Origin of the sequence: Streptococcus sp. 10824 (assembly GCF_013276595.1) — a bacterium.
Classification (GTDB): domain Bacteria; phylum Bacillota; class Bacilli; order Lactobacillales; family Streptococcaceae; genus Streptococcus; species Streptococcus pseudopneumoniae.
The window spans coordinates 1-5059 of record NZ_VMLH01000137.1 but is presented as its reverse complement, the minus strand read 5'-3'; the positions used below and the strand labels follow the sequence as shown (position 1 = coordinate 5059).

The 5059-nt window shown below is 42.4% G+C and carries 6 protein-coding genes; 2 read left to right on the top strand and 4 right to left on the bottom strand.

Annotated elements, in window-relative coordinates:
• Window positions 1-158: 158 nt before the first annotated feature.
• The 3 genes from ffh to HT701_RS10500 all read right to left on the bottom strand — a co-directional run bounded on the left by ffh (window position 159) and on the right by HT701_RS10500 (window position 2542).
• Window positions 159-1730: a signal recognition particle protein gene (gene ffh, locus HT701_RS10510; protein WP_000863628.1), complete on the bottom strand. Its 1572-nt coding sequence runs from the start codon at window positions 1728-1730 to the stop codon at window positions 159-161.
• 11 nt (window positions 1731-1741) lie between these two features.
• Window positions 1742-2074: a putative DNA-binding protein gene (locus HT701_RS10505; RefSeq protein WP_000402066.1), complete on the bottom strand. Its 333-nt coding sequence runs from the start codon at window positions 2072-2074 to the stop codon at window positions 1742-1744.
• A gap of 90 nt (window positions 2075-2164) precedes the next feature.
• Complete coding sequence (locus HT701_RS10500) at window positions 2165-2542, bottom strand: DUF1934 family protein (RefSeq protein ID WP_172931506.1); 378 nt, start codon at window positions 2540-2542, stop codon at window positions 2165-2167.
• Between the two features lie 71 nt (window positions 2543-2613).
• On the opposite strand from HT701_RS10500, the gene HT701_RS10495 reads away from it, so the two are divergent.
• Together HT701_RS10495 and yidA are read left to right on the top strand one after the other, a co-directional pair.
• Window positions 2614-3918 carry an HD domain-containing protein gene (locus tag HT701_RS10495; RefSeq protein ID WP_172931505.1) on the top strand — a complete coding sequence of 435 codons (1305 nt, stop codon included), beginning with the start codon at window positions 2614-2616 and terminating at the stop codon, window positions 3916-3918.
• Window positions 3919-3930: 12 nt separating this feature from the next.
• Window positions 3931-4737 (top strand): sugar-phosphatase, encoded by an 807-nt coding sequence (gene yidA / locus HT701_RS10490; RefSeq protein ID WP_023941315.1) that lies wholly within the window; start codon window positions 3931-3933, stop codon window positions 4735-4737.
• A gap of 91 nt (window positions 4738-4828) precedes the next feature.
• Here the strand turns inward: yidA and HT701_RS10485 are convergent.
• On the bottom strand, window positions 4829-5059 hold a 231-nt coding region (locus tag HT701_RS10485), incomplete at its 5' end, for a transposase domain-containing protein (protein ID WP_172931504.1).

Genomic DNA, 5059 nt, shown 5'->3' with positions numbered 1-5059 from the left:
ATCTACAACCTCAAAACAGTATTTTGAGCAGCTTGCGTCTAGCTTCCTAGTTTGCTATTTGATTTTCATTGAGTATTATTATTTTTTATTCTTTACAGATTCAAAATAGACCTTTATTATTTTTCTAAAAAAGGAAAGCTCTGCGGCCTTCCTTCGTCTTACTTGCGTTTCTTCTTCGCTTTCTTCATTTTGTTAGCCATACGTTTCATGGACTGTTTCATGGCAAATTCACCGATTTTACCTTTGAGTCCGCCACCAAACATTTGGCTCATATCTGGCATTCCTGCTCCTCCGAGAGCTGATAAGTCAGGCATACCACCTTGTCCCATCATTCCTTCAAGGGCAGACATATCCATTCCTCCCATATTTGGCATATTTTTGGGAAGATTGTTTGGATTGATCCCCATCTGCTTCATCATCTTGTTCATATCTCCAGACATAACACCCTGCATGAGCTGTTTAGCCTGGTTAAAGTCCTTGATGAATTTATTGACTTCGACAAATGTATTTCCAGAACCTGCGGCAATACGACGTCGACGGCTTGGATTTAGCAAATCTGGGTTTTCACGTTCTTCAGGTGTCATCGAAGACACGATGGCACGTTTGCGCGCAATCTGGCGTTCATCTACCTTCATGTTTTGAAGGGCTGGGTTGTTGGCCATACCTGGAATCATCTTGAGCAAGTCTTCCATCGGCCCCATGTTTTGCACCTGATCCAACTGATCAATGAAATCATTGAAATCAAATGTGTTTTCACGCATCTTCTCAGCCATTTCAAGGGCTTTTTGCTCATCGTATTCTTGAGAAGCTTTTTCAATCAAAGTGAGCATATCCCCCATGCCAAGGATACGGCTAGACATGCGGTCTGGGTGGAAGGTTTCAATGTCCGTAATCTTTTCACCTGTACCAGTAAACTTGATTGGTTTTCCAGTAATGTGACGAACAGATAGAGCCGCACCACCACGAGTATCGCCGTCAATCTTGGTAAGGATAACCCCAGTCACTTCCAACTGAGCATTAAACTCACGCGCAACATTGGCCGCTTCTTGACCAATCATGGCATCAACCACGAGGAGAATTTCATTTGGTTGAGCCAGTGCTTTTACGTCACGAAGCTCGTTCATCAAAAGCTCATCAATCTGCAAACGACCCGCAGTATCAATCAAGACATAGTCGTTATGATTAGTTTGGGCTTGCTCCAAACCTTGACGTACAATCTCAACAGCTGGTACTTCTGTTCCAAGTGCAAAGACAGGCACATCAATCTGTTGTCCCAAGGTCTTAAGCTGGTCAATGGCAGCTGGACGATAAATATCCGCCGCAATCATCAAAGGACGAGCATTTTCTTCTTTCTTGAGTTTGTTGGCCAATTTACCAGCAAAGGTTGTTTTACCAGCCCCTTGTAAACCAACCATCATGATGATGGTTGGAATCTTAGGTGACTTGATAATTTCCGCCGTATCAGAACCTAAAACGGCTGTCAGTTCCTCATCAACGATTTTAATAATCTGTTGCGCAGGATTAAGGGTATCAATGACCTCATGCCCGACTGCACGCTCACGAACTTTCTTGATAAAGTCCTTTACAACAGGCAAGGCAACGTCGGCCTCGAGCAAGGCCAAGCGAATTTCTTTGGTTGCCTCTTGGACATCAGATTCAGAGATTTTTCCTTTTTTACGTAGATTTTTAAAGACGTTCTGCAAACGTTCTGTTAAACTTTCAAATGCCATTTTTCTTCCTCTTATTCTCTATTATCAATGCTTGTTAAAATTTCTATCTGCTCCTGCAGAAAGTCATCCTTGGGATAGCGCTCCAAAATCTGATCAAAAATCTGACTGCGGACAATGTAGTCCGAGTACATGTGCAATTTCATCTCATAATCTTCCAGAATCTTTTCTGTCCGCTTGATATTATCATAGACAGCCTGACGACTGACACCGAATTCCTCGGCAATCTCAGCAAGACTGTAATCATCAGCGTAGTAGAGCTCTATATAATTCATTTGCTTGTCTGTCAACAGCGCCGCATAAAATTCAAAGAGCGCATTCATACGATTGGTTTTTTCAATTTCCATAACTTTTATTATACCAAAAAATAGCCTAATCTACCACATTAGCAGGCTAATCCGAGAAGATAGCCAGGTAAATTTGAAAAAGACATGAGCCTAGCCCCAAGTAATTTCCAATTGATAGCTGGCAAAGGGATGTCCCTCTTGATTTTGTAGTTGATAATCTAGTTCAATCTTTTGCCCATCAACTTGATAATGGCTCGTTTGGATGATAAACTCCTGCATGCCCATAGGTGTAGGAATATAGGCTAAACTATCGCTATTCTTTATAAAGCGCATAATGGTCTTGGGATTTGAAAAACGGCTCATCACCAGTTCTTGACCATGAAATTTAATCACTACTTTTTCCTTTTCCTCATTATAGAAAAGCAGGTAGCTATAATCTCCTTTTTCATGTACTTCCACGTCATAAAGCTGGTCAATCACTTCCAACTGCTCATCAAACTGAATCCTATTTCGCATCCGAATCTTCACATCAGGTCCTCTTTCTTGTCTCTTGTCCTACTATTTTACCAAAAACTCTAGCTTTTTGCTATAATGGTCATATGAACGAAAAAGTATTCCGTGACCCAGTTCACAACTACATCCATGTCAATAATCAAATCATCTATGACTTGATCAATACAAAAGAATTTCAGCGTTTGCGTCGTATCAAACAGCTGGGAACTTCCAGTTATACCTTCCACGGTGGAGAACATAGTCGCTTCTCCCATTGTCTTGGAGTCTATGAGATTGCTCGTCGTATCACGGAGATTTTTGAAGAAAAATATCCAGACGAATGGAATCCTTCTGAGTCTCTCTTGACCATGACAGCTGCTCTCCTACATGACCTTGGACATGGTGCCTACTCCCATACTTTTGAACATCTCTTTGATACCGACCATGAAGCCATTACTCAGGAGATTATCCAAAGTCCTGAAATGGAGATTCACCAAGTCCTGCTACAAGTGGCGCCAGATTTTCCAGAAAAGATAGCCAGTGTCATTGACCATACCTATCCTAACAAGCAGGTCGTGCAACTCATTTCCAGTCAGATTGATGCGGACCGCATGGACTATCTCTTGCGTGACTCCTATTTTACGGGAGCTTCCTATGGGGAATTTGACCTGACTCGGATCCTCCGAGTCATTCGTCCTGTCGAAAATGGCATCGCCTTTCAGCGCAATGGCATGCACGCCATCGAAGACTATGTCCTCAGTCGCTACCAGATGTACATGCAGGTTTATTTCCACCCTGCAACACGCGCTATGGAAGTTCTCCTACAGAATCTCCTCAAGCGCGCCAAGGAACTCTATCCTGAGGACAAGGACTTCTTTGCACGAACTTCTCCACACCTCCTGCCTTTCTTCGAAAAAAATGTGACCTTGTCTGACTATCTAGCTCTGGATGATGGTGTAATGAATACCTACTTCCAACTCTGGATGACCAGTCCTGACAAGATTCTTGCAGACCTGTCGCAACGCTTTGTCAACCGCAAGGTCTTTAAATCCATTACTTTTTCACAAGAAGACCAAGACCAACTCGCTAGCATGAGAAAATTGGTTGAGGATATCGGCTTTGATCCCGACTACTACACTGCCATTCATAAGAATTTTGACCTCCCTTATGATATCTATCGTCCCGAATCTGAAAATCCACGGACACAGATTGAGATTTTACAAAAGAATGGTCAACTAGCCGAACTCTCTAGCCTGTCTCCTATTGTCCAATCCCTTGCTGGTAGCCGTCACGGAGATAATCGTTTTTATTTCCCGAAAGAAATGTTAGACCAAAACAGCATCTTCGCAAGTATCACCCAGCAATTTTTACACTTGATTGAGAACGACCATTTTACCCCAAATAACAACTAGAAGAGGAATTTTATGAGTATTAAACTAATTGCCGTCGATATTGACGGAACCCTAGTCAACAGCCAAAAGGAAATCACTCCTGAAGTCTTTTCTGCCATCCAAGATGCCAAACAAGCTGGTGTCAAAGTCGTCATTGCAACTGGCCGCCCCATCGCAGGTGTTGCCAAACTTCTGGACGACTTGCAGTTGAGAGACGAGGGTGACTATGTGGTGACCTTTAACGGTGCCCTTGTCCAAGAAACTGCTACAGGACATGAGATTATCAGCGAATCCTTGACCTATGAGGATTATCTGGATATGGAATTTCTCAGTCGTAAGCTCGGTGTCCACATGCACGCTATTACTAAAGACGGTATCTATACTGCCAATCGCAATATCGGAAAATACACAGTGCACGAATCAACCCTCGTCAGCATGCCTATCTTCTACCGCACACCTGAAGAAATGGCTGACAAGGAAATCGTCAAGTGTATGTTCATCGATGAGCCTGAGGTTCTCGATGCTGCAATTGAAAAGATACCAGCAGAATTTTACGAACGCTACTCTATCAACAAGTCTGCTCCTTTCTACCTCGAACTCCTTAAAAAGAATGTAGACAAGGGGTCAGCCATCACTCACCTAGCTGAAAAACTCGGATTGACCAAAAATCAAACCATGGCTATCGGTGACGAAGAAAATGACCGTGCCATGCTGGAAGTCGTTGGGAACCCCGTTGTCATGGAAAATGGAAATCCAGAAATCAAAAAAATCGCCAAATACATCACTAAAACAAATGACGAATCCGGTGTTGCCCATGCCATCCGAACATGGGTACTGTAAGAGGGTATGAATAGTAACCGCCCAATAACGAAGTATATTGAAAGATCTCCAGACTAGAGAACTCACGGATAGTTCCTAATCTGGAGATTTCTTATTTGCACTTTTCTTGTACAACTTTATTCCATGGTAAATAAGCCTCTAAAACCTCTTTGTTTACGAGAGTTTCCTCGTTTGGAAGACATTCTAGAAGATAGGATAGATATTTTTCACTATTTAGTTGATGACGTTTAGCTGTTTCCAACAAACTCATAATAATAGCTCTTGCTTTAGCTCCTTCAAAACTTTGAGAAAACAACCAATTTTTACGTCCCATAACCAATGA

Coding starts and splice junctions, on each gene's coding strand:
- ffh (WP_000863628.1), bottom strand. CDS start 1,730: ATGGCATTTGAAAGTTTAACAGAACGTTTGCAGAACGTCTTTAAAAAT.
- HT701_RS10505 (WP_000402066.1), bottom strand. CDS start 2,074: ATGGAAATTGAAAAAACCAATCGTATGAATGCGCTCTTTGAATTTTAT.
- HT701_RS10495 (WP_172931505.1), top strand. CDS start 2,614: ATGAACGAAAAAGTATTCCGTGACCCAGTTCACAACTACATCCATGTC.
- yidA (WP_023941315.1), top strand. CDS start 3,931: ATGAGTATTAAACTAATTGCCGTCGATATTGACGGAACCCTAGTCAAC.